Source organism: Streptomyces sp. NPDC002092, from assembly GCF_053593775.1.
The window spans coordinates 75,914-100,514 of the sequence record NZ_JBSFDG010000008.1; the positions used below are offsets into that span (position 1 = coordinate 75,914).

Here is a 24,601-nt window from a genome sequence, read left to right on the forward strand (position 1 = left end):
AAAACGGTCCCCGGTCGCCACCCGTGGGACCATGGAACCTACGTATCGATCCGACCCGAGGCATAAGGCGCCTCAAGAGACAGGACCCTGCGTGCCCGCGACCCCTAACAATGTGCCCGAGCCGAGCCGTACCGACCCGGCTCTGATCCGCAATTTCTGCATCATCGCGCACATCGACCACGGCAAGTCCACGCTCGCCGACCGGATGCTCCAGCTGACCGGTGTGGTCGAGCAGCGGCAGATGCGTGCTCAGTACCTCGACCGGATGGACATCGAGCGCGAGCGTGGCATCACGATCAAGTCCCAGGCGGTGCGGCTGCCCTGGGCTCCGACCCATGAGCCCGGCAACACGCACATCCTCAACATGATCGACACCCCGGGGCACGTCGACTTCACCTACGAGGTCTCGCGGTCGCTCGCCGCCTGCGAGGGGACCGTCCTCCTCGTCGACGCCGCCCAGGGCATCGAGGCCCAGACCCTCGCCAACCTGTACCTGGCGATGGAGAACGACCTCACGATCATCCCCGTACTGAACAAGATCGACCTGCCGGCCGCGCAGCCCGAGAAGTTCGCCGAGGAGCTCGCGAACCTCGTCGGCTGCGACCCGGACGACGTGCTGCGGGTGTCCGCCAAGACCGGTCTCGGCGTCGACGCGCTCCTCGACAAGGTGGTCAAGGAGATCCCCGGACCGCTCGGCGTCGCCGAAGCCCCCGCCCGCGCCATGATCTTCGACTCGGTCTACGACTCCTACCGCGGCGTCGTGACGTACGTACGAGTCATCGACGGGCAGCTCAACAAGCGCGAGCGCATCCGGATGATGTCCACCAACGCCACGCACGAGCTGCTGGAGATCGGGACCAACTCGCCGGAGATGCTCCCCGCCGACGGTCTCGGCGTCGGTGAGGTGGGCTACATCATCACCGGCGTGAAGGACGTACGTCAGTCCAAGGTCGGTGACACGATCACCAGCCTGCACAACGGCGCGACCGAGGCCCTAGGCGGGTACAAGGACCCCAAGCCGATGGTCTTCTCCGGGCTGTATCCGCTGGACGGCTCCGACTACCCCGAGCTGCGTGACGCCCTCGACAAACTCCAGCTCAACGACGCGGCGCTCGTCTACGAGCCGGAGACCTCGGCCGCGCTCGGCTTCGGCTTCCGCGTCGGTTTCCTGGGGCTGCTGCACCTCGACGTCATCCGGGAGCGGCTGGAGCGCGAGTTCGGGCTCGACCTGATCGCGACCGCGCCCAACGTGGTCTACCGCGTGCTCATGGAGGACGGGACCGAGCACACGGTCACCAACCCCAGTGAGTTCCCCGAGGGCAAGATCAACGAGGTGTACGAGCCCGTCGTACGCGCCACGATCCTCGCCCCCAGTGAGTTCATCGGCTCGATCATGGAGCTGTGCCAGACCCGGCGCGGAACCCTCCTCGGCATGGACTACCTGTCCGAGGACCGCGTCGAGATCCGCTACACGCTGCCCCTCGCCGAGATCGTCTTCGACTTCTTCGACCAGCTGAAGTCGAAGACCCGGGGCTATGCCTCGCTGGACTACGAGCCCACCGGCGAGCAGACCTCCAGCCTGGTCAAGGTCGACATCCTGCTGCACGGCGACAAGGTCGACGCCTTCTCCGCCATCACCCACAAGGACGCGGCCTACGCCTACGGTGTGCGGCTCGTCGCCAAGCTGCGCGAACTCATCCCGCGGCAGGCCTTCGAGGTGCCCATCCAGGCCGCCATCGGCTCCCGGGTGATCGCCCGCGAAACCATCCGCGCCATCCGCAAGGACGTCCTCGCCAAGTGCTACGGCGGCGACATCTCCCGTAAGCGCAAGCTCCTTGAGAAGCAGAAGGAGGGCAAGAAGCGGATGAAGATGGTGGGTTCCGTGGAGGTTCCTCAGGAGGCGTTCATCGCCGTGCTCTCCAGCGATGACAGCGCGGGGTCGGGCAAGGGCAAGAAGTAACCACGGGTAACCGTGGGTAACGACGGGTTGCGGCACCAATCCGGACACAACAGGGGCTCGGCGTACGAAAGTGCGGCGAGCCCCTACGCGTGCGTAGTGTCGCTCTCTGTATGAAGTGACAGGCCGCTGCCCCTTACGAACCGGCCGGTCGGGCTCTACCCTGATCTCTGCTCGATAGTTACTCGCGAGTTAAACAACGGTTCGCGAGTGGATACAGCCGCAGTCAATACCGCCGCACTTGAGCCAGCCGCGCTGCCGCGGGCCCCGGAGGATGTCGTGAGCGACACACAGACACTGATCGAGAACCGTCCGCCGAGCGTGGCGACCCTCTTCCTGGAACGCGTTGCAGCCACACCGGACGCGGAGGCCTACCGCTACCCGGTGGCGCCCGCCTCCGGTGAGGGCCCCGACGACTGGAAGTCGCTCAGCTGGGCGCAGGCAGCGGAGCGGGTCTACGCGATCGCGGCCGGTCTGATCGAACTGGGCGTGCAGCCCGAGCAGCGCGTGGCGCTCGCCGCCTCCACCCGGGTCGAGTGGATCCTCGCCGACCTCGGTATCCTGTGCGCCGGTGCGGCGACCACCACCGTCTACCCGCAGACCAACGCGGACGAGTCGGCGTTCATCCTCTCCGACTCCGACAGCCGGGTGCTGATCGCGGAGGATGCGGCCCAGCTCGCCAAGGCGGTCGAGAAGCGCGCCGAGCTGCCCGACCTCAGCCATGTCGTGGTGATCGACCCGGCAGGCGTCGAGACCAGTGACTGGGTGCTCACGCTCTCCGAGCTGGAGGCCCGTGGCGCCGCCCGTCTTGAGAAGGACCCCGAGCTGATCAAGGAGCGGGTCGGTGCGATCACGTCCGATCAGCTCGCGACCCTGATCTACACCTCGGGCACGACCGGCCGCCCCAAGGGTGTGCGGCTGCCGCACGACAACTGGTCGTACATGGCGAAGGCGATCTCCGCGACCGGCCTGATCAGCGCCGAGGACGTGCAGTACCTCTGGCTGCCGCTCGCGCACGTCTTCGGCAAGGTCCTCACCTCGGGGCAGATCGAGGTCGGGCACGTCACCGCTGTCGACGGCCGCGTCGACAAGATCATCGAGAATCTGCCGGTCGTGCAGCCGACGTACATGGCGGCCGTCCCGCGCATCTTCGAGAAGGTCTACAACGGGGTCGCGGCCAAGGCGAAGGCCGGCGGCGGCGCCAAGTACAAGATCTTCCAGTGGGCGGCCGGGGTCGCCCGCGAGTACGCCAAGGTCGCGCAGGACAACTTCCGGCGCACCGGCACGGCCTCCGTCCCGTTCTCGCTCGGCGCCAAGCACAAGGTCGCCGACGCGCTGGTCTTCGCCAAGATCCGCGAGGCGTTCGGCGGGAACCTGCGGGCGTGTGTCTCCGGGTCGGCCGCGCTCGCGCCCGAGATCGGCTACTTCTTCTCCGGCGCCGGCATCCACATCCTCGAGGGCTACGGCCTCACGGAGTCCTCGGCGGCCTCCTTCGTGAACCCCGGCGAGGCCTACCGCACCGGCACGGTCGGCAAGCCGCTGCCCGGCACGGAGGTGCGGATCGCGGACGACGGCGAGATCCTGCTGCGCAGCCCGGGCATCATGGAGGGCTACCACGGGCTGCCCGAGAAGACCGCCGAGGTGCTGGAGTCGGACGGCTGGTTCCACACCGGTGACATCGGTGAGTTGTCGCCCGACGGGTATCTGCGCATCACCGACCGCAAGAAGGACCTCATCAAGACGTCCGGCGGCAAGTACATCGCGCCCGCCGAGGTCGAGGGTCAGTTCAAGGCGGTGTGCCCGTACGTGTCCAACATCCTGGTGCACGGGGCCGACCGGAACTTCTGCACGGCGCTGATCGCTTTGGACGAGCCGTCCATCTTGCAGTGGGCTTCGGAGAACGGCCTGGCGGGCAAGTCGTACGCCGAGGTCGTCGCCGAGCCTGCGACGGTTGCTCTCATCGAGGGGTACGTCAAGGAACTCAACGAGGGGCTTCAGCGGTGGCAGACGGTCAAGAAGTTCCGGCTGCTGCCGCGGGATCTCGATGTGGAGCACGGTGAGATCACGCCGAGCCTGAAGCTGAAGCGGCCGGTTGTCGAGCGGGAGTACAAGCACCTCATTGATGAGATGTACGCCGGTACGCGGGAGGCGTAGGGGGTGGTGCGGGTTGCTTCGCGACTGACGGTTCGTCGTGGTTGATCGCGCCCGCGCGGCGGAGCCGCACATCGATACAGCCCCGCGCCCCTAAAAGCCAAAAGCTAGAAGCCGCGGCCCCTGGCTACAAGTTCCCGTAGCTCCCGGACCTGCACACGCAGTGCTGCCAGGTCCGGGGGCTTCTCCGGGTCCAGCTGGCTTTCCAGTTCGGCCAGCCGGCTGCCCACCTCCCCGTAATCCGCCTGCTCCTGTGCCACCAGGCGTTCCAGTTGCTGGTTCTTTCTGTGCAGGTCCAGGAAGACGGTGACCTTTGCCCGGAGGACCCAGGGGTCGAAGGGCTTGGTCAGGTAGTCCGCGGCTCCTGTGGCGTAGCCGCGGAACGCGTAGCCGGAGTCGTCCTCCGCGCCGGTCAGGAAGATGATCGGGACGTCCTTGGTCTGGTCGAGCCGCTTGATGTTGGCGGCCGTCTCGAATCCGTCCATGCCGGGCATGCGGACGTCGAGCAGGACGAGGGCGAAGTGCCGTCGCAGCAGTGCCTTCATCGCCTCCTCGCCCGAACGTGCGCGTACCAGCGGCTCGTTGAGGGACCCCAGGACGGCCTCCAGCGCGATCAGGTTGTCCTCCATGTCGTCCACGAGGAGGATGCTGGCGCGCTCGTTGGTCGTTGCCTCAGCGCTCATGATGAGTGTGCCTCATTCGGTGTTCGGCCCTGCCGCCGCTTCCTCGGTCGTGCCCGGCTGCGGGGCAGTGGTGTCGGTGGTCTCGTCCGCGCCCTCCGGATCCAGCAGTGCGCAGACGACCGTCAGCAGCTGATCGACGTCCACCGGCTTCGGTACGTAGTCGTTCGCGCCCCGGCCGATGGACTTCTCGCGGTCTCCGGGCATCGCCTTGGCGGTCAGGGCGACGATCGGCAGACCGGACCAGCGGGGGGTGCGGCGGATGGCGGCGATGGTCTCGTAGCCGTCCATCTCCGGCATCATGATGTCCATCAGGACCAGTTCGACGTCCGGGTTGCGCTCCAGCGTCTCGATGCCCTCGCGGCCGTTCTCCGCATACAGGACCGGCATGCCGACGCGGCCGAGGACATGGGTGAGGGCGAAGACGTTGCGGATGTCGTCGTCGACGATCAACACCCGCCGCCCGGGCAGGACTTGACCCGGCCGGCCCGTCTTCCAGGCCTCCAGTTTGGTGGGGGCCGGCCAGGAGTCGTCCACCTCGTGCGTGGCGGTGTACGGCTCGGCGGACAGCTGTTCCGGCATCGGTAGCGCATGTTCCTCGGGGGCCGGTCCGGTCGCCGGGTGGCCGGGGCTGACGACGGGGACGTACAGCGTGAAGGTGGACCCCTTGCCGGGCTCGCTGGTGGCGACGATACGGCCGCCGAGCAGGCCCGCGATCTCCCGGCTGATGGACAGGCCGAGGCCGGTGCCGCCGTACTTGCGGTTGGTGGTGCCGTCGGCCTGCTGGAACGCCTCGAAGATCACCGGGAGTTTCTCGGGCGCGATGCCGATGCCGGTGTCCGTGACGGCGAAGGCGATCACGTCGTCGCTGTCGCGGACATGGAGGCGCTCGGGGTCCTTGATCCGGGTCACGCGCAGCTCGACCCGGCCCGACGCGGTGAACTTGATCGCGTTGGAGAGCAGGTTGCGCAGGATCTGCTGGAGGCGCTGCTCGTCCGAGTACATCTCGCGCGGCACGTCCTCGCCGACCGCCACCTCGAAGGCGAGGCCACGGTCGAGCGTGAGCGGGCGGAAGGTGGCGTGGACGTAGTCGAGGAGCTTGATGAGCGGCAGCTTCTTGGGGCGTACGTCCATGCGGCCGGCCTCGATCTTCGACAGGTCCAGGATGTCGTTGATCAGCTGGAGGAGGTCCGAGCCGGAGCGGTGGATCGTCGTCGCGAACTGCACTTCCTGATCGGTGAGATGGCCGTCCGGGTTGTCGGAGAGCAGCCTCGCCAGGATCAGCAGGGAGTTCAGCGGGGTGCGCAGCTCGTGCGACATGTTCGCCAGGAACTCCGACTTGTACTGGGAGCTGGTGGCCAACAGGGCTGCCTTCTCCTCCAGTTCGGCGTTGGAGCGCTGCAACTCGGCCTGTTGCTTCTGGAGTTCGTCCGAGCGTTCCTGGAGCTGCATGGCCAGGCGCTGGGACTCGCCGAGCAGGGACTCCGTACGGGAGTTGGCGATGATCGTGTTGATCGCGACGGCGATGGTGTTCACGAACTGGTCGAAGAACGCGAGGTGCACGTCGGAGAAGCGGGAGAAGGAGGCCAGCTCGATCACGCCGAGGAGCTTGTCCTCGAAGAGGATCGGGATGATGACGACGCTGGTGGGGGCCGCCTCGCCGAGCCCACTGTTGATCTTGATGTAGTCCGGCGGGGCCTCCTCGACGAGGATCCGCTTCTTCTCCCGGGCCGCCTGCCGGACCAGTCCGTGCACCGGGAGGCCGCCGGTCTCGATGGTCGTGCCCTGGGCCGAGCCGTAGCCGGCGATGAAGGCGAGTCCCTTCGTGGGTACGGCGGTGCGCAGCCCGGCGCTCTCCTCGTCCGGGTCGGCCAGGAAGAACGCGCCGTACTGGGCGTTCACCAGCGGGGTCAGCTCGCGCAGCAGCAGGTCGGCGACCTCCATCAGGTCGCGGTGGCCCTGCATCAGCGCGGCCAGGCGGGCCAGGTTGGACTCCAGCCAGTCCTTGGCACGGGTGGTCTCGCGGAGATTGGCCACCATCAGGTTGATGTTGTCCTTCAGTTCGGCGACCTCGCCCTGGGTCTCCACGGTGATGGAGCGGGACATGTCGCCCTGGGCCACGGCGGAGGCGACCTCGGCGATCGCGCGGACCTGGGTGGTGAGGTTCGACGCCAGCTCGTTCACGTTCGTCGTCAGGCGCTTCCAGGTGCCGTAGACGCCCTCGACCCGTGCCTGACCGCCGAGTTGGCCCTCGGAGCCGACCTCGCGGGCCACGCGGGTGACCTCGGAGGAGAAGGAGGAGAGGGTGTCGACCATCGTGTTGATGGCGGTCTTCAGCTCCAGGATCTCTCCGCGCGCGTCGACGTCGATCTTCTTGGAGAGGTCGCCGTTGGCGACGGCGGTCGTCACCTGGGCGATGTTCCGCACCTGCGAAGTCAGGTTGTCCGCCATGTAGTTGACGTTGTCGGTCAGGTCCCGCCACACACCGGACACTCCGAGCACCTGGGCGCGGCCGCCGAGCCGGCCGTCGGTGCCGACCTCGCGGGCCACGCGGGTCACCTCGTCGGCGAAGGCGCGCAGCTGCTCCACCATCGTGTTGACGGTGTCCTTCAGCTCCAGGATCTCGCCGCGTGCGTCGACGGTGATCTTCTTGGAGAGGTCGCCGTTGGCGACGGCGGTGGTCACCTGGGCGATGTTGCGGACCTGCGAAGTCAGGTTCAGCGCCATGAAGTTGACGTTGTCGGTCAGGTCCTTCCAGACGCCCGACACGCCCCGCACCTGCGCCTGGCCGCCGAGGTTTCCTTCGGTGCCGACCTCGCGGGCCACGCGGGTGACCTCGTCCGCGAAGGCGGACAGCTGGTCCACCATCGTGTTGATCGTGGACTTCAGCTCCAGGATCTCGCCCTTCGCCTCGACCGTGATCTTCTTGCCGAGGTCGCCCTGGGCCACCGCGGTCGAGACGAGGGCGATGTTGCGGACCTGCGAAGTGAGGTTGTCCGCCATGAAGTTGACGTTGTCCGTGAGGTCCTTCCAGACGCCGGAGACGCCCCGCACCTGGGCGCGGCCACCGAGGTTTCCCTCGGTGCCGACCTCGCGGGCGACCCGCGTCACCTCGTCGGCGAAGGCGGACAGCTGGTCCACCATGGTGTTGATGGTCGACTTCAGTTCCAGGATCTCGCCCTGCGCGTCGACCGTGATCTTCTGGCTCAGGTCGCCGTTGGCGACGGCGGTGGTCACCTGGGCGATGTTGCGGACCTGCGAAGTCAGGTTCGAGGCCATGAAGTTGACGTTGTCGGTCAGGTCCTTCCAGACCCCGCTGACGCCCCGCACCTGGGCCCGCCCGCCCAGCTGGCCCTCGGTGCCGACCTCGCGGGCGACCCTCGTCACCTCGTCGGCGAAGGCGGACAGCTGGTCGACCATCGTGTTCACGGTCAGCTTCAGTTCGAGCAGCTCACCGGTCGCCTCGACGGTGACCGTACGGGTCAGGTCGCCGCGGGCCACCGCCGTCGTCACCAGGGCGATGTCACGCACCTGCGCGGTCAGCCGGGACGCCATCGTGTTGACGGCCTCGGTCACGTCCCGCCAACTGCCGGACAGGCCCGTCACCTTGGCCCGCCCGCCGAGCCGCCCCTCGGTGCCCACCTCGCGCGCGACCCGCGTCACCTCGCCCGTGAACAGGGAGAGCTGGTCGACCATCTTGTTCACGGCCCGGCCCAGCCGCCGCAGATCACCGCGCAGCTGCCGGTTGCCGTCATGCAGGTCGACCCGCTGGGTCAGATCGCCGCCGGCCACCGCGTCGAGCACCCGCGTCGCGTTCGCCGCCGGGGCCACCAGGGCGTCGAGGAGCTGGTTCACATCGTTGACCCGGGACGTCCAGGCGCCCTGCCCGGGGCTCGCCGTGACCCGCTCGTCGAGCCGACCGTGCCGTACCAACTCCCGCTTCACGCGCTGCACTTCCCCGTTGAAGTGCGTGCTGCGGTCCATGATCTGGTTGAAGACGGCCGTCAATTCGGCCACCATCCCGTGGCCCGTCTCCGGAATCTTCGTGAAGTCGCCGTCCCGGGCCGCGGTCATCGCGGCGAGCAGCGGGCGCAGCTCCGATGCTCGGAGTTGTTCCGGTTTTTGACCGTCTTCGAGCACACGCGTAGCACTGTTCTCACTCATGGCGGCCCACTTCAGTAACTCGGCGCTTATGGGCGGGGTCAGTCTGTCACTCTGTCGGCATCGACTGAGGCGAATTCGTCCGAACCGCTCGGGGAGCTGTCCATGGGGGCCATTCCGACGCAACGGGAGACCGCTTCCTGCGCTTGCGATGCGCCTGCACACCTGCACGCCACCGAGCACGGGAGGGTGCACCCGCGTGCGCAGACGTACACGAGCCTGCCCGGCAGCCCCCTCGCACCGGGTTCCGCCCGTGCCCTCGTACGCGCCACGCTCGCCGACTGGGCGGAGGCCGGGCTCCCCGGCGCCGAGCACCTCAGCGACCGGCTCGCCGACGACGCCGTGCTCGTCGTCAGCGAACTCGTCACCAACGCCGTCGTGCACGCGGGCACCGAGGTCGAGGTGGAGTGCCGCATGGAGGAGGCGCCCGCCGCCCTCGTCGTGGAGGTCTCCGACCACCACCCCTCCCGGGCACCCCGCGACTCCGACGCCGAAGGGCCGTACGAGACGGCCGAAGTGCCGTACGGCACACCCGAGTACGGCCGCGGGCTGCGCCTGGTCGCCACGCTCGCCGAGTCCTGGGGCGTCACCTTCCGCCGGGGCAGCAAGACGGTGTGGGCGCGACTGCCCGCCGAGCGCGACCCGACCCAGGGCGAGCCGGAGGCGCACGCCGGCCGGCAGGCACTGGAACGCGGGCTGCGCGCCGCCGAGATACTGGCGCCCGACCCGCAGCGCGCCGAGCGCGACCGGGACTGGCTGCACCGCGGTGCCCTGTCCTTCCTCGCCGAGGCGTCCGATCTGCTGGCCGGGCAGCTCGACGAGAACCTGGTCGCCGCACTCGCCGGACAGCTGATCGTGCCGCGGCTCGCCGACTGGTGCGCGGTGTGGCTGGAGGACGAGGCCATGGGCCGCGGAGGCTGGGCCGACGGCACCGGCGGCGCCGGGCCCCGCCTGGCCCGCGTCTGGCACTGCAGCGAGAACCGCATCGAGGAACTGCGCCGCGCCCTGGAGAAGGACCCGCCGCATCCGCCGGAGGCGATGAACGTCCCGACGGCCATGGCCGTCCCCCCGTCGGAGCGGAGCCGCGAGTGGGGGAGCAGCCGGGACTGGGGGACGTCCGGGCCGGTCGCGTACCCCTGGCCCGGCGAGGCGCTCGACGTACGCGACGAGCACGGCGCGGCGCTCGCCTACCGTCTGATCGCGGGCGGCCGGCCGCTCGGCACGCTCGTCATCGGACGCGCCGGGCTGCTGCGCTTCCCCGACGAGGTCACCGGGCTCGTCGAGGACCTCAGCCGCCGCGTGGCGCTCGCCATCGGCGCGGCCCGCCAGTACGCCCGCCAGGCCACCATCAGCCAGGTCCTGCAGCGCGGTCTGCTGCCCGCCGCCGTCGCCGAGATCCCCGGCGTACGCAGCGCCCTCGTCTACGAACCGTGCGACAAGGGCGGCCCCAGCGGCGACTTCTACGACCTCTTCCCGGCCGGCGACGGCCGCTGGTGCTTCGCCGTCGGCGACGTCCAGGGCAAGGGCCCCGAGGCCGCCGTCGTCATCGGACTGGCCCGCCCCTGGCTGCGTCTGCTCGCGCGCGAGGGCTACCGCGTCACCGACGTCCTGGACCGCCTCAACCGCCTCCTCCTGGACGACGCGACGGAGGCTGCGGACGCCGCCGCCCGCGCCCTGGTACGGCCGCCGGCCCCCGGCGACGGCCCGCAGACCCGCTTCCTCTCCCTCCTCTACGGCGAGCTGACCCCCTTCGACGGCGGCATCCGCTGCACGCTCGCCTCCGCGGGGCATCCCCTGCCGCTGCTCCTCGGCCCCGACGGCAGCGTCCGTACGGTCGCCCGCCCGCAGACCCTGCTCGGCGTCGTCGAGGACGAGACGTACACCAGCGAGACCTTCGAGCTCCGCACCGGTGACAGCCTCCTGTGCGTCACGGACGGCGTGACCGAGCGCCGCTCCGGCTCCGACATGTTCGACGACGCCGACGGCCTCGCGACCGCCCTCTCCGGCTGCGCCGGGCTGAGCGCCGAGCTGATCGCGGAACGCATCCGCAGGCTGGTCCACGAGTTCGGCGGGCGCCCGCCGGAGGACGACCTGGCGCTGCTGGTGCTGCAGGCGGAGTGAGCATTTCGAACGGTGCTGGACAATGGAAGGCATGCCTTCCGCACTCCCCGACGGCGAGCCGGTCCCCGCCGACGGCGCACTCCCCGCCTCCGCGCTCGCCGGGGCCCCCGACCGCCCCCTCGGCTTCTACCTGCACGTCCCGTACTGCGCGACCCGCTGCGGGTACTGCGACTTCAACACGTACACCGCCACGGAGCTGCGCGGCACGGGCGGCGTCCTCGCCTCCCGTGACAACTACGCGGACACCCTGATCGACGAGATCCGCCTGGCCAGGAAGGTGCTGGGCGACGACCCGCGCGAGGTCCGCACGGTCTTCGTGGGCGGCGGTACGCCGACGCTGCTGGCCGCGGACGATCTCGTACGGATGCTGGGGGCGATCCGCGACGAGTTCGGCCTGGCGGCGGACGCGGAGGTCACGACGGAGGCGAACCCGGAGTCGGTGGACCCGGCGTATCTGTCCGTCTTGCGGCAGGGCGGCTTCAACCGCGTCTCCTTCGGCATGCAGAGCGCGAAGCAGCACGTGCTGAAGGTCCTGGACCGTACCCACACACCAGGTCGCCCGGAGGCCTGCGTCGCGGAGGCCCGCGCGGCCGGCTTCGAGCACGTGAACCTGGACCTCATCTACGGCACCCCGGGCGAGTCGGACGACGACTGGCGGGCCTCGCTGGAGGCGGCGCTCGGCGCCGGGCCCGACCATGTCTCGGCGTACGCCCTGATCGTCGAGGAGGGCACCCAGCTGGCGCGTCGCATCCGCCGGGGCGAGGTCCCGATGACGGACGACGACGTCCACGCGGACCGCTATCTGATCGCGGACGAGGTGATGTCGGCGGCGGGCCTCGACTGGTACGAGGTCTCGAACTGGGCGACCTCGGAGGCGGCCCGCTGCCTGCACAACGAGCTGTACTGGCGGGGCGCCGACTGGTGGGGTGCGGGTCCGGGCGCGCATTCCCACGTGGGCGGGGTGCGGTGGTGGAACGTGAAGCACCCGGGTGCTTATGCGGCGGCGCTGTCGGAGGGGCGGTCGCCGGGCGCCGGCCGGGAGCTCCTGTCGGAGGAGGACCGGCGGGTGGAGCGGATCCTGCTGGAGCTGCGGCTGCGGGAGGGAGTGCCGCTCTCGCTCCTGCGGGCGGAAGGGTTGGTGGCTTCCCAGCGGGCGCTGGGGGAGGGGCTGCTGGAGGGCGGGCCCTATGAGGAGGGGCGGGCTGTGCTGACGCTGCGGGGGCGGCTGTTGGCGGATGCGGTGGTCAGGGACTTGGTGGACTGATCACCCTGGCGGGTGAATCGGTGCGGAACGTCGGTTCGGTCCCTAACCTGGTTCGTACGCTGTCGCCGTAGTTGCACGGTGGCAGAAACCGGAGGGCTGCGGAGTGACCGCTGTGGACGACCGACCGATGACCACCGATGTCGTGGAGTTCTTCGAGAACCTCGAGGTTCCCGAGGGATACAAGGCCGAGCTCCTCCGGGGGGAAATCGTCATGATGGCGGCGCCAGACCTGGTGCATATCGACATCGTCGAAGCGGTTCTCGATCAGTTCCCGCGCCGGGACTGGCGGAGGCTCCAGACAGTGGCCGTCGCCATTCTTCAAGAGACCAGCGAGCCCCTGCCGGACCTCGTACTGGTGGAGCGAGGCGTCGGACCGCGTGAGGGGCAGCTGATGCCGTCCAAGGTCATCAGCATGGTCGTCGAGGTCGTGTCCAAGACGAGCGTCGAGCGTGATTACGTCGTCAAGCGTTCGATCTATGCAGCGGGCGGCGTGCCCGTCTATCTGATCATCGATCCGATCATGGGGCACTGTGTACTGCTCACCGAGCCGACTGGCACGGGTGAGGAAGCCGACTACCAGGTGCAGCGGGTGACCAAGTTCGACGATCCGGTGCCGCTGAGGATGCTGGAGATGCAACTGGATACCACCGAGTTCGGCACCTGCAAGGGCGTCAAGCCCCACCACCGACCGTGACGAAGTCGATCAGCTCCTCCACCCGCCCCAGCAGCTCCGGCTCCAGGTCCTTGTAGGACCCCACCCGCTTCAGGATCGCCTGCCACACCGCCCCGGTGTTCTCCGACGGCCATCCCAACGCCTGGCACACCCCCGTCTTCCAGTCCTGCCCGCGCGGCACCCGCGGCCAGCCCGCGATCCCCAGTGACGCCGGCTTCACGGCCTCCCAGATGTCGATGTACGGGTGGCCCACCACCAACGCGTGCTCGCTCGTCACCGCCTCCGCGATCCGCCACTCCTTCGTGCCCGGCACGAGGTGGTCCACCAGCACCCCCAGCCGCGCGTCCGGACCCGGCGCGAACTCGGCCACGATCGTCGGCAGGTCGTCGACACCCTCCAGGTACTCCACGACCACGCCCTCGATCCGCAGGTCGTCACCCCAGACCTTCTCCACCAGCTCGGCGTCGTGCCGCCCCTCCACATAGATCCGCCCGGCGCGAGCGACACGCGCGCGTGCACCGGGGACGGCCACCGAACCGGACGCGGTACGAGTGGGACGTACCGGAGCGGCCGAAGGTCTCACGAGGGTCACCACCCGCCCCTCCAGCAGAAACCCCCGCGGCTCCAACGGGAACACCCGGTGCTTGCCGAAGCGGTCCTCCAGGGTCACCGTGCCCGCCTCGCAGCGGATCACCGCGCCGCAGAATCCGGTGCCGGGCTCCTCCACCACCAGACCGGGCTCCGCCGGGACCTCGGGGACGGGCTTGGGCTTCTTCCACGGCGGGGTCAGATCGGCGGAGTACTGGCGCATTCGAGTGACGATAGGAGAAGCGGCCGGTCAGCGGCTACGACACGCCGAAACGTGCCGCCAGCTCGTCCCGCTGCCTCCGCACGAACCCCGCGTCCACCACCGCTCCGTGACCGGGCACGTACAGTGCGTCCTCCCCGCCCAGGTCGAGGAGCCGGTCGAGGGCGGCCGGCCAGTGCGACGGTAGGGCGTCGGAGCCGGCCTGTGGTTCGCCGGACTCCTCCACCAGGTCGCCGCAGAAGACGACCTCCGGGGAGCCCGGCACCAGCACCGCCAGATCATGGGCCGAGTGGCCCGGCCCCACGTTCGCCAGCAGCACCTGCCGGCCGCCGCCCAGGTCGAGCGTCCACTCGCCGGAGACGTGATGACGGGGCGCGACCAGGGCGTCGACCGCCTCATCGGCCAGGCGCGCGTCCAGTCCGTTGCCCACCGCGTCCGCCCGCAGCTCCTCGCGCGCGTGCCGGCCGTCCAGCACCGTGTCGATGCCCACGGCGCCGTACACCTCCGCGCCCGCGAACGCCGCCGCCCCGAGGACATGGTCGAAATGGGGATGGGTGAGCGCGAGATGAGTCACACGGTGACCGGTGAGCTCCTGCGCCTCGGCACGCAACCGTGCGCCCTCCGCGAGGCTCGACCCCGCGTCGATCAAGAGCGCCGTGCCCTCCCCGACGACCAGCCCCGTCGTGCAGTCCCAGCCCGGAAGACGGCACCGTCCGACTCCGGCCGCGAGCCGCTCCCACCCCAGCTCTTCCCAAGTCATCGTCATACGGCGACGCTAGCGGTACGCCCCGTTCAACGGGGGCCGACCTTGCCCCGGGTGTACCCCACCGCCGTACACTGGCCGGTAACGGCTGGCACTCGGACGGACAGAGTGCCAGGCGAAGCGCCTAGGGGACGACTTCTGGAGGTGTGCGCTGGATGCTGAGTGAACGACGGCTTCAGGTATTGCGCGCCATCGTCCAGGACTATGTCGGCACCGAGGAGCCGGTCGGGTCGAAGGCCCTGACCGAGCGGCACAACCTCGGCGTGTCCCCGGCGACGGTCCGCAACGACATGGCGGCCCTGGAGGACGAGGGGTTCATCGCCCAGCCGCACACCAGCGCGGGGCGCATCCCCACCGACAAGGGCTACCGGCTGTTCGTCGACAAGCTCGCGGGCGTCAAGCCGATGTCCGCGCCCGAGAAGAGGGCGATCCAGAACTTCCTCGACGGCGCCGTGGATCTTGATGATGTGGTGGCGCGGACGGTGCGGCTGCTTGCCCAGCTCACCCGGCAGGTCGCCGTCGTGCAGTATCCGTCGCTCACCCGCTCGACCGTCAGGCACGTGGAGCTGCTCTCGCTCGCCCCCGCGCGCGTGATGCTCGTGCTGATCACCGACACCGGCCGGGTCGAGCAGCGCATGGTCGACTGCCCGGCGCCGTTCGGGGAGGCCTCGCTCGCGGATCTGCGGGCGCGGCTCAACAGCAAGATCGCGGGCCGCCGCTTCGCCGACGTCCCCCGGCTCGTGGAAGACCTGCCCGAAGGCTTCGACGTCGAGGACCGGGGTACGGTCTCGACAGTGCTCTCCACACTTCTGGAGACACTGGTCGAGGAGAACGAGGAACGGCTGATGATCGGCGGCACCGCCAATCTGACCCGTTTCGGGCATGACTTCCCCCTCACCATCCGCCCCGTCCTGGAGGCGCTGGAGGAGCAGGTCGTGCTCCTCAAGTTGCTTGGCGAGGCGGGGGATTCGGGCATGACGGTGCGCATCGGGCACGAGAACGCCTATGAGGGACTCAACTCCACTTCCGTGGTGTCGGTCGGTTACGGTTCGGGCGGCGAGGCAGTCGCCAAGCTCGGCGTGGTCGGACCGACCCGCATGGATTACCCGGGAACGATGGGAGCGGTACGCGCAGTGGCACGGTACGTCGGACAGATCCTGGCGGAGTCGTAAGTGGCCACGGACTACTACGCCGTTCTCGGCGTGCGTCGCGACGCGTCGCAGGAAGAGATCAAGAAGGCCTTCCGGCGGCTCGCGCGCGAGCTGCACCCGGACGTCAACCCGGACCCGAAGACCCAGGAGCGGTTCAAGGAGATCAACGCCGCTTACGAGGTGCTCTCCGACCCGCAGAAGAAGCAGGTCTACGACCTCGGCGGCGACCCCCTGTCCCAGGCGGGCGGCGGTGGCGCGGGCGGCTTCGGCGCCGGTGGCTTCGGGAACTTCTCGGACATCATGGACGCGTTCTTCGGTACGGCGTCGCAGCGCGGCCCGCGCTCGCGCACCCGCCGGGGCCAGGACGCGATGATCCGGCTGGAGATCGAGCTCGACGAGGCGGCCTTCGGCACGACGAAGGACATCCAGGTCGACACGGCGATCGTCTGCTCCACCTGTAACGGTGAGGGCGCGGCGCCGGGCACCTCCGCCCAGACGTGTGACATGTGCCGCGGTCGCGGTGAGGTGTCGCAGGTGACGCGGTCCTTCCTGGGCCAGGTCATGACCTCGCGGCCGTGTCCCCAGTGCCAGGGCTTCGGCACCGTGGTCCCGACGCCGTGCCCGGAGTGCGCGGGCGACGGCCGGGTCCGCTCCCGCCGTACCCTCACGGTCAAGATCCCGGCCGGTGTCGACAACGGCACCCGCATCCAGCTGGCGGGCGAGGGCGAGGTCGGCCCCGGCGGCGGTCCCGCCGGTGACCTGTACGTCGAGATCCACGAGCTGCCGCACCCGACCTTCCAGCGGCGCGGCGACGACCTGCACTGCACGGTCACCATCCCGATGACGGCCGCGTCCCTCGGCACCAAGGTGCCGCTGGAGACGCTGGACGGCATGGAGGAGGTCGACATCCGGCCCGGCACCCAGTCCGGCCAGTCGATCCCGCTGCACGGGCGGGGCGTCACGCATCTGCGGGGCGGCGGTCGGGGTGATCTGATCGTCCATGTCGAGGTGCAGACCCCGACCAAGCTGGACCCGGAGCAGGAGCGGCTCCTGCGGGAGCTGGCCAAGCTGCGGGGTGAGGAGCGGCCGACGGGGCAGTTCCAGCCGGGGCAGCAAGGGCTGTTCTCGCGGTTGAAGGACGCGTTCAACGGGCGCTGACGGGGTGGCTGCGGGCGGCTTCTCTCGCCCCCGCCGCCCTTACCCTTCCCGTCCCTGGGGGCTGCGCCCCCAGCCTCCCGCTTTCGACCTGAACGGCCTCGTCCTCAAACGCCGGACTGGCTGGAATGGGCCCGATTCGGACTTGTTCGGAGGACGTGACAACATGCCGTCATGTCCTCCGCGCTGACCGGTCTCTTCCCTCATCCGATCGTGCAGGCCCCCATGGCGGGCGGTGTCTCCGTGCCGCATCTGGCCGCCGCCGTGTGCGAGGCCGGCGGGCTCGGGTTCCTCGCCGCCGGGTACAAGACGGCGGACGGCATGTACCAGGAGATCAAGCAGCTGCGGAGCCTCACGAGCCGCCCCTTCGGCGTGAACCTCTTCATGCCGCAGCCCGAGTACCCCGGTGCAAGCACCGGCTCCACTGGAGCGGCTAACGCCGCGCCCTCTTCTGGCGCCGTGGAGATCTACGCCCACCAGCTGGCCGGGGAGGCCGGCTGGTACGAGACCGAACTCGGCGATCCGGACAGCGGCCGCGACGACGCCTACGACTCCAAGATCGCCGTGCTGCTCGACAACCCCGTGCCGGTGGTCTCCTTCCACTTCGGGGTGCCGAGCCGCGAGGTCCTCGACTCCCTCCGCCGAGCCGGCACCTTCACGCTGGTCACCGCGACCACCCCCGAGGAGGCCCTCGCCGTGCAGCTGGCCGGCGCCGACGCGGTGATCGTGCAGGGCGTGGAGGCCGGCGGTCACCAGGGCACCCACCGGGACAACCCGGAGGCGGACGGTACCGGCATCGGGCTGCTCCCGCTCGTCGCGCAGGTCCGCGAGACCGTGAGCATCCCGATCGTCGCTGCCGGCGGCATCATGCGCGGCGGGCAGATCGCCGCGGTGCTGGCGGCGGGCGCGAGCGCGGCCCAGCTCGGCACGGCGTTCCTCGCCACCCCGGAGTCCGGCGCGAACGCCGTTCACAAGCAGGCGCTCACCAACCCGCTGTTCGTGCGCACCGAGCTGACCCGGGCGTTCTCCGGCCGCCCGGCCCGCGGCCTGGTCAACCGGTTCCTGCGCGAGCACGGCCCGTACGCCCCCGCCGCCTACCCGGAGGTCCACCACCTCACCGCGCCCCTGCGCAAGAAGGCCGCCGCCTCCGGCGACGCACAGGGCATGGCGCTGTGGGCGGGGCAGGGGCACCGCATGGCGCGCGAGCTCCCGGCCGGGCAGCTGGTGGAGGTCCTCGCCGCCGAGCTCGACGCGGCCAGGACAGCGTTGTCGGGCAAGGGGGACCTGCGATGACCGCGCCGGTGTTCGTCGTCGAGTCGCTGGCGGGCGTGGGGCCCGGCTCGATCGTCGAACTGGACGGCCCCGAGGGGCGGCACGCGGTGTCCGTACGGCGGCTGCAGCCCGGCGAGGACGTGGTGCTGACGGACGGTCTGGGCCGGGGTGCCGCCGGTGCGGTCGTGCGGACGGAGGGCAAGGACCGGCTGTTCGTCGAGCCCGTCGAGTTCCCGGTCGAGCCCGAGCCCAGCCCCCGTATCACCGTCGTCCAGGCCCTGCCCAAGGGGGACCGCGGCGAGCTGGCCGTCGAGACGATGACCGAGACCGGCGTGGATGCGATCGTGCCCTGGTCGGCGGCCCGCTGCATCACCCAGTGGAAGGGCGAGCGGGGGCTGAAGGCCCTCGCCAAGTGGCGGGCCACCGCCCGCGAGGCCGGCAAGCAGTCCCGCCGGCTGCGCTTCCCGGAGGTCGCGGACGCGGCGACGACCAAGCAGGTTGCCGCACTTCTCGCCAAAGCCGACTTCGCCGCCGTACTGCACGAGGACCGCGACTACGACAGCGAGCCGCTGGCGACCGCCGAGCTGCCCGACTCTGGCGAGATCGTGCTGGTCGTGGGCCCCGAAGGGGGCGTGTCCGAACAGGAGTTGGCGCTCTTCTCGGAGGCGGGCGCGAAGGCGTACCGGCTCGGGCGTAGCGTGCTGCGTACATCGACCGCGGGTACCGCGGCGACCGCACTGCTCCTGGGCCGCACCGGCCGCTGGTCCTGAACGATCACGGGGGAACACCATGGAACTCGCCCAAGTCCGGCTCCTCGTCAGCGACTTCGCCGCCTGCTACCGCTTCTACGCCGAGGTCCTCGGCCTCAAGCCGCAGTCGGGCGCGACCGCGGGCCCGTACGAGAAGTTCAGCCCGGCCACCGGCTCGGCGGGCATCGCCCTCCAGGACCGTTCGATGATGGCCGAGGTCCTGGACGAACTGGGCGACACGGCAACGGGCCACCGCTCCCTGGTGGTGCTGCGGGTCGACGACCTCGACACCTACTGCGAACAGATCGCCACCCGGGGCGCCGTCCTCCTGCGCGGTCCGGCCCCCATGACGGACCGCATGCGGGTCGCCCATCTCAAGGATCCCGAGGGGAACCTGGTGGAGTTGCAGGAGTGGCTGCTGCTGCGGGGCTGAACGGGCAGGGCGCGCGGGCGCTTTCGTGACCGTATGCGCTCTACCGCCGGACGGCACTCGGTGGCAGGCTGCCCTCCATGGGGGCTTTGAGGCGGATTTGGCGGCGGCCGCGGGCCCGGCGGGTGGCGGCCGCGATGGGACTTGCCGTGCTGGGTGCCGGTGGCGCCGTCGCCTGTGACCCGGGCGGGCTGAACTCGGCGTCCGTGGCGTACACGACCGACCAGACCGCGACCAGGGAACTGAAGCGGCAGCACGTCGACGTGCAGTGGCTCAGCTGCACCGCCAACTACGGCAACGACAAGGTCTCCACGCGCACGGCGCCCTCGGCGAGCGAGACCACCGTCGCCAACGTCGACTGCCAGGGGCAGACCAAGGACCGACGGGAGATCACCGTCACCGGCAAGGTCACCCGCGCTGTCGACGGCGCCTGCGTGCGCGGCGACCTCACCGCCAAGGTGGGCGGCAAACAGTGGTTCCATGTGACGGGGCTCGGCAACTGCAACGCGACACCGTCGCCCATCGTCAACAACCCCTCGGGCGGGAACGGCGGCCGGCCCGGCGCCACCGTCACCGTGACGGTCACCAGGACCATCTGGTGCAAGGGCGATCCGAAGTGCTGGCCCGTCGAGGGCAAGTGATCCAAACCGCTGACCCCGGGTGCCGCCGCTGCGTAGGGTGATCGGGTGACACAGCCTGCGACGCCTGCCTATCTCCGGTTTCCGCACCTGTGGGGCGAGTTGGTGGCCTTCACGGCAGAGGACGACGTGTGGCTCGCCCCCGTCGACGGCGGACGCGCCTGGCGGGTCAGCGTGGACAACACACCGGTCACCCTGCCCCGCATCTCGCCCGACGGCACGACCGTCGCCTGGACCTCCACCCGCGACGGCGCCCCCGAGGTGCACATCGCCCCGGTCGCCGGCGGACCCGCCGAGCGGCTGACCCACTGGGGCAGTTGGCGCACCCAGGTGCGCGGCTGGACCCCGGACGGGCAGGTCCTCGCGATCACCACGCACGGCCAGGCGAACCTGCGCCGCAGCTGGGCGCACTCCGTCCCGCTCGACGGCGGACCCTCCGCCGTCCTGCCGTACGGCCTCGTCGGGCATGTCGCCCACGGGCCGAGCACCGTCCTGCTGTCCGCACCCATGGGGCGCGAGGCCGCCTGGTGGAAGCGGTACCGCGGGGGCACGGCGGGCAAGCTGTGGATCGACCGGGACGGGAACGGCGAATTCGTACGGCTGCATGAAGAGCTCCACGGGAACCTGGAGTTCCCGGTGTGGGCGGGGGAGCGCATCGCCTTCCTGTCCGACCACGAGGGTGTCGGGGCGGTGTACTCCTCCCTCGCCGACGGCTCCGACCTGCGCCGGCACACCCCCCTCGACGGCTTCTACGCCCGGCACGCCGCCGGCGACGGCGCCCGTGTCGTCTACTCCTCGGCCGGTGAGCTGTGGATCCTCGACGACCTCGACGGAGCCGAGCCCCGACGCCTCGACATCCGGCTCGGCGGGCAGCGCGCCGAACGCCTGCCGTTCGCCGTCAACGCCTCCCACTGGTTCGGCTCGGCCGCCCCCGACCACACCGCACGCGGCAGCGCGGTCGCCGTGCGCGGAGCCGTCCACTGGGTCACCCACCGCTCCGGTCCCACCCGCGCGCTCGCCGCCGAACCCGGCGTACGGGCCCGGTTGCCGCGCACCTTCCGCGCCGAGGGCGAGGAATGGGTGGTGTGGGTGACGGACGCGGAGGGCGAGGACGCCCTGGAGTTCGCGCCCGCCACCGGTCTGGCACCCGGCGCCACCCCGCGCCGCCTCGCCGCCGGACAGCTCGGGCGCGTCCTCGCTCTCGCCATGGCACCCGACGGCAGCCGGGCCGCGGTCGCCGCGCACGACGGACGCGTCCTGCTCGTCGAGCGGGAGACCGGCGAGGTCCGCGAGATCGACCGCAGCGAGGACGGGGACGTCAGCGGCCTGGTCTTCTCGCCCGACTCGTCCTGGCTCGCCTGGTCCCACCCCGGCCCGCGCCCGCTGCGCCAGCTCCGCATCGCCCACACCACCGACCTGACGGTCACCGAGGCGACCCCGTTGCGCTTCCGGGACTACGCGCCCGCCTTCACCCTCGACGGCAAACACCTCGCCTTCCTCTCCAACCGCTCCTTCGACCCGGTCTACGACGAGCACGTCTTCGACCTCGCCTTCGTGGTCGGCGACCGCCCGCACCTGATCACCCTCGCGGCGACCACCCCCTCCCCCTTCGGCCCGCAGCGGCACGGACGCCCCTTCGACACCCCCGACAAGGACGAGACCCCCGACAGCGAGGGCACCCCGGCCACCCGCATCGACCTCGAAGGCCTCGCCGACCGGATCGTGCCCTTCCCGGTGGAGGCCGGCCGCTACTCCGGCCTGCGTGCCGCGAAGGACGGCGTGCTGTGGCTGCGCCACCCCGTGCAGGGCGTCCTCGGGGTGTCCAGGGCCACCCCCGACGATCCCGACCCCAAGACCGAGCTGGAGCGCTACGACCTCGTCCAGCACCGCCTGGAGCATCTCGCCGCCGATGCCGACCACTTCCGGGTCAGCGGCGACGGCAAGCGCGTCCTGCTGTGGACCGACGGACGGCTGAAGGTCGTACCCAGCGACCGGCGCGCGTCCAACGACGACGCCGGCGACACCAACATCACCGTCGACCTGACCCGGGTACGGCAGACCGTCGATCCCTCGGCCGAGTGGCGGCAGATGTACGAGGAGACCGGCCGCATCATGCGGGACCACTTCTGGCGGCCGGACATGAGCGGCGTCGACTGGACCGGCGTCCTCGACCGCTACCGGCCGGTCCTGGACCGTGTGGCCACCCACGACGACCTCGTCGACCTCCTGTGGGAGGTGCACGGCGAGCTCGGCACCTCGCACGCCTATGTGATGCCGCACCGCGGATACGGCAACGGACCCCGGCAAGGGCTCCTCGGAGCCGACATCTCCCGCCATGAGGACGGCAGTTGGCGCATCGACCGCATCCTGCCGACCGAGACCTCCGACCCCGACGCCCGCTCCCCGCTGGCCGCGCCGGGCGTCGCGGTACGGGCCGGGGACGCGATCGCCGCGGTGGGCGGGCAGCCTGTGGACCCGGTGACCGGGCCCGGCCCGCTGCTCGTCGGCACGGCGGGCAAGCCGGTCGAGCTGACGATCTCGCCGGCCGGCGGGGGCGAGCTGCGGCACGCGGTGGTCGTGCCGGTCGCGGACGAGGAGCCGCTGCGGTACCACGCCTGGGTCGCGGACCGGCGGGCCTACGTCCACGAGAAGTCCGGCGGGCGGATCGGCTATCTGCACGTCCCCGACATGCAGGCGCCTGGCTGGGCCCAGATCCACCGGGACCTGCGGGTCGAGGTGGCCCGGGAGGGCCTCGTCGTGGACGTCCGGGAGAACCGGGGCGGCCACACCTCCCAACTCGTCGTCGAGAAGCTGGCGCGGCGGATCGTCGGCTGGGCCGTGCCCCGCGGCCTGCGGCCGTACAGCTATCCGGCGGACGCACCCCGCGGGCCCGTGGTCGCCGTCGCCAACGAGTTCTCCGGCTCCGACGGCGACATCGTCAACGCGGCCATCAAGGCACTCGGCATCGGTCCCGTCGTCGGCACCCGGACCTGGGGCGGTGTCATCGGCATCGACAGCCGCTACCGCCTGGTGGACGGCACGCTCGTCACCCAGCCCAAGTACGCCTTCTGGCTGGAGGGTTACGGCTGGGACGTCGAGAACCGCGGGGTGGACCCGGACGTGGAGGTGGTCCAGCGGCCGCAGGACTACGCGGCGGGACGGGACGTCCAACTGGACGAGGCGATCCGCCTCGCGCTGGCCGCCCTGGAGGAGACACCCGCCAAGACACCCCCGAGCCTGGACTGACGTCCCTGGATACGATGCCCCCGTACGCGATCAGCGTGATCGGTCAACCGGCTTGAGGAGACCACATGGCAGGGGAGCCGCAGGACGACTGCCTGTTCTGCAAGATCGTCGCGGGGCATGTGCCGGCGACGATCGTGCGCGAGACGGAGACCACCGTCGCCTTCCGGGACATCAACCCCCAGGCGCCCACCCATGTCCTGGTGATCCCCAAGGCGCACTACAGGGACGCGGCCGCGCTCGCCGCCGGCGCGCCGGAACTCGCCGCCGACGTGCTCCGCGAGGCCCAGTCGGTCGCCGACGAGGACAAGCTGGAGAGCTACCGCATCGTCTTCAACACGGGCGCCGGCGCCGGCCAGACCGTCTGGCACGCCCACGCGCACGTCCTCGGCGGCCGCGGCCTGCAGTGGCCCCCCGGCTGACCCAGAAGGACGTAAGTCACCGTGTCCGTACGTGAATTGGTGGTCCTCGGCACCGCCAGCCAGGTCCCCACCCGGCACCGCAACCACAACGGCTACCTGCTGCGCTGGGACGGCGAGGGCATCCTCTTCGACCCCGGCGAGGGCACGCAGCGCCAGATGCTGCGTGCCGGGGCGGCCGCGCACGACCTCAACCGGATCTGCGTCACCCACTTCCACGGCGACCACTCGCTGGGCCTCGCGGGCGTCATCCAGCGCATCAACCTCGACAAGGTCCCGCACGAGATCACCGCGCACTACCCGCGCTCCGGGCAGCGCTTCTTCGACCGCCTGAGGTACGCCACCGCCTACCGCGAGACGGTCGGCCTCACCGAGGCCCCGGTCGACACCGACGGCCCCCTGGCCGTCACCGCCTCGTACACCCTCGAAGCGCGCAAGCTCTCCCACCCCGTGGAGTCCTACGGCTACCGGCTGACCGAACCCGACGGCCGCCGTATGCTCCCCGACCGCCTCGCCGCGCACGGCATCAAGGGACCGGACGTCGGCCGTATCCAGCGGGACGGCGCGCTCGGCGGGGTGTCCCTGGAAGACGTCAGCGAGGTGCGCCGCGGCCAGCGGTTCGCGTTCGTCATGGACACCCGCCTGTGCGAGGGGGTGCACGCGCTCGCCGAGGGCTGCGACATGCTCGTCATCGAGTCGACGTTCCTCGACGAGGACACCGGCCTCGCGGTCGAGCACGGCCACCTCACCGCGGGCCAGGCGGCGGCGGTCGCGCGCGAGGCGGGCGTACGGCACCTCGTGCTCACGCACTTCAGCCAGCGCTACCCCGAGGCTGGGGGCACCTCCCGGACGGAGTCTGGGGGAGAGTTCGAGCGGCAGGCGCGGGCGGCCGGCTTCGAGGGCGAGCTGACGATCGCGCACGATCTTCTACGAGTACCGGTTCCGAAACGCCGGTAAGGCAGCCGT

General features: G+C 70.4%; 18 protein-coding genes. 14 read left to right on the plus strand and 4 right to left on the minus strand.

Features of this window, described 5'->3' with window-relative positions; genetic code table 11:
• Nucleotides 1–91: 91 nt before the first annotated feature.
• Together lepA and ACWCRD_RS19645 are read left to right on the plus strand one after the other, a co-directional pair.
• On the plus strand, nt 92–1,960 hold the full coding sequence (gene lepA, locus ACWCRD_RS19640; RefSeq protein WP_450967076.1) for a translation elongation factor 4: 1,869 nt from the start codon (nt 92–94) through the stop codon (nt 1,958–1,960).
• 276 nt (nt 1,961–2,236) lie between these two features.
• Nucleotides 2,237–4,111 carry an AMP-dependent synthetase/ligase gene (locus ACWCRD_RS19645; RefSeq protein WP_450967077.1) on the plus strand — a complete coding sequence of 625 codons (1,875 nt, stop codon included), beginning with the start codon at nt 2,237–2,239 and terminating at the stop codon, nt 4,109–4,111.
• Between the two features lie 104 nt (nt 4,112–4,215).
• Here the strand turns inward: ACWCRD_RS19645 and ACWCRD_RS19650 are convergent, their stop codons facing one another.
• Nucleotides 4,216–4,791 carry a response regulator gene (locus ACWCRD_RS19650; RefSeq protein WP_450967078.1) on the minus strand — a complete coding sequence of 192 codons (576 nt, stop codon included), beginning with the start codon at nt 4,789–4,791 and terminating at the stop codon, nt 4,216–4,218.
• Between the two features lie 12 nt (nt 4,792–4,803).
• Complete coding sequence (locus ACWCRD_RS19655; RefSeq protein ID WP_450967079.1) at nt 4,804–8,952, minus strand: HAMP domain-containing protein; 4,149 nt, start codon at nt 8,950–8,952, stop codon at nt 4,804–4,806.
• Nucleotides 8,953–9,054: 102 nt separating this feature from the next.
• Here ACWCRD_RS19655 and ACWCRD_RS19660 point away from each other — a divergent pair, with 102 nt between their 5' ends.
• The 3 genes from ACWCRD_RS19660 to ACWCRD_RS19670 all read left to right on the plus strand — a co-directional run bounded on the left by ACWCRD_RS19660 (nt 9,055) and on the right by ACWCRD_RS19670 (nt 13,028).
• On the plus strand, nt 9,055–11,070 hold the full coding sequence (locus ACWCRD_RS19660; RefSeq protein ID WP_450967080.1) for a SpoIIE family protein phosphatase: 2,016 nt from the start codon (nt 9,055–9,057) through the stop codon (nt 11,068–11,070).
• Nucleotides 11,071–11,101: 31 nt separating this feature from the next.
• The gene (hemW, locus tag ACWCRD_RS19665; RefSeq protein WP_450967081.1) at nt 11,102–12,334 is read left to right on the plus strand and encodes a radical SAM family heme chaperone HemW; all 1,233 of its coding nucleotides are present in this window, start codon (nt 11,102–11,104) and stop codon (nt 12,332–12,334) included.
• Nucleotides 12,335–12,461: 127 nt separating this feature from the next.
• Complete coding sequence (locus ACWCRD_RS19670) at nt 12,462–13,028, plus strand: Uma2 family endonuclease (protein WP_450967082.1); 567 nt, start codon at nt 12,462–12,464, stop codon at nt 13,026–13,028.
• Here the strand turns inward: ACWCRD_RS19670 and ACWCRD_RS19675 are convergent.
• Together ACWCRD_RS19675 and ACWCRD_RS19680 are read right to left on the minus strand one after the other, a co-directional pair.
• Nucleotides 13,006–13,818, minus strand: a complete 813-nt coding sequence (locus ACWCRD_RS19675; RefSeq protein ID WP_450967083.1) for a DUF3097 domain-containing protein — start codon at nt 13,816–13,818, stop codon at nt 13,006–13,008. The genes ACWCRD_RS19670 and ACWCRD_RS19675 overlap by 23 nt on opposite strands.
• Before the next feature lie 34 nt (nt 13,819–13,852).
• Nucleotides 13,853–14,581 carry an MBL fold metallo-hydrolase gene (locus ACWCRD_RS19680; protein WP_450967084.1) on the minus strand — a complete coding sequence of 243 codons (729 nt, stop codon included), beginning with the start codon at nt 14,579–14,581 and terminating at the stop codon, nt 13,853–13,855.
• A 152-nt stretch (nt 14,582–14,733) separates the two neighbouring features.
• Between ACWCRD_RS19680 and hrcA the strand changes: the two genes are divergently transcribed.
• The 9 genes from hrcA to ACWCRD_RS19725 all read left to right on the plus strand — a co-directional run bounded on the left by hrcA (nt 14,734) and on the right by ACWCRD_RS19725 (nt 24,592).
• Nucleotides 14,734–15,750 carry a heat-inducible transcriptional repressor HrcA gene (hrcA, locus tag ACWCRD_RS19685; protein ID WP_450967085.1) on the plus strand — a complete coding sequence of 339 codons (1,017 nt, stop codon included), beginning with the start codon at nt 14,734–14,736 and terminating at the stop codon, nt 15,748–15,750.
• A complete protein-coding gene (gene dnaJ, locus ACWCRD_RS19690; protein ID WP_351470861.1) occupies nt 15,751–16,887 on the plus strand; it encodes a molecular chaperone DnaJ in 1,137 nt (378 codons plus the stop codon).
• A 171-nt stretch (nt 16,888–17,058) separates the two neighbouring features.
• Nucleotides 17,059–18,177: a nitronate monooxygenase gene (locus ACWCRD_RS19695; protein ID WP_450967086.1), complete on the plus strand. Its 1,119-nt coding sequence runs from the start codon at nt 17,059–17,061 to the stop codon at nt 18,175–18,177.
• Nucleotides 18,174–18,926, plus strand: a complete 753-nt coding sequence (locus ACWCRD_RS19700; RefSeq protein WP_450967087.1) for a 16S rRNA (uracil(1498)-N(3))-methyltransferase — start codon at nt 18,174–18,176, stop codon at nt 18,924–18,926. Before ACWCRD_RS19695 ends, ACWCRD_RS19700 begins: the two co-directional genes overlap by 4 nt.
• Before the next feature lie 19 nt (nt 18,927–18,945).
• A complete protein-coding gene (locus tag ACWCRD_RS19705) occupies nt 18,946–19,338 on the plus strand; it encodes a VOC family protein (RefSeq protein ID WP_450967088.1) in 393 nt (130 codons plus the stop codon).
• Between the two features lie 77 nt (nt 19,339–19,415).
• The gene (locus tag ACWCRD_RS19710; protein ID WP_450967089.1) at nt 19,416–19,976 is read left to right on the plus strand and encodes a hypothetical protein; all 561 of its coding nucleotides are present in this window, start codon (nt 19,416–19,418) and stop codon (nt 19,974–19,976) included.
• Nucleotides 19,977–20,021: 45 nt separating this feature from the next.
• Nucleotides 20,022–23,219: a S41 family peptidase gene (locus ACWCRD_RS19715; protein ID WP_450967090.1), complete on the plus strand. Its 3,198-nt coding sequence runs from the start codon at nt 20,022–20,024 to the stop codon at nt 23,217–23,219.
• A gap of 65 nt (nt 23,220–23,284) precedes the next feature.
• Nucleotides 23,285–23,638 carry a histidine triad nucleotide-binding protein gene (locus ACWCRD_RS19720; RefSeq protein WP_450967091.1) on the plus strand — a complete coding sequence of 118 codons (354 nt, stop codon included), beginning with the start codon at nt 23,285–23,287 and terminating at the stop codon, nt 23,636–23,638.
• Nucleotides 23,639–23,659: 21 nt separating this feature from the next.
• A complete protein-coding gene (locus ACWCRD_RS19725; protein WP_450967092.1) occupies nt 23,660–24,592 on the plus strand; it encodes a ribonuclease Z in 933 nt (310 codons plus the stop codon).
• The last annotated feature ends 9 nt before the right edge of the window (nt 24,593–24,601 follow it).